This is a genomic window from Bacillus sp. SIMBA_074 (assembly GCF_046534555.1).
In the GTDB taxonomy this organism is placed as follows: Bacteria; Bacillota; Bacilli; order Bacillales; family Bacillaceae_G; genus Bacillus_A; species Bacillus_A mycoides.
Genome location: NZ_JAWRYM010000349.1, coordinates 1 through 288, shown reverse-complemented (window position 1 = coordinate 288; position 288 = coordinate 1). Strand labels below are relative to the sequence as shown.

Here is a 288-nt window from a genome sequence, read left to right as displayed (position 1 = left end):
ACAGCTTTCCACGCAGCGATTAAAGTCGGCTCGTCTCTCGATCGATGCCAGACGTATTGGAATCAAGACCTTGGCTGTTTTTGGCTATCAACCCGCGAGATTTGACAATGAGTGAGACTTTTCTTTCGACTAACGAATTAGTAGTCCTCACCGGACGGAAGTTGAAATCAAAACAGGTCGAGGCCTTGCGTCGCATGGGCCTTCCTTTTTTTGTTAACGCTTGTGGGCGCCCTATCGTTACGCGCGCTGCTGTTGAAGGGCGTAAGGTTGATCAGGCCAGGTCCGGCT

The 288-nt window shown here is 51.0% G+C and carries 1 protein-coding gene; it reads left to right on the top strand.

Translation table 11 applies throughout. The annotated features are described in order from the left end of the window. Positions 1–44 precede the first annotated feature (44 nt). Positions 45–288, top strand: a 244-nt coding sequence (locus SB773_RS31115) for a DUF4224 domain-containing protein (RefSeq protein ID WP_410594122.1), incomplete at its 3' end; no start/stop codon positions are given.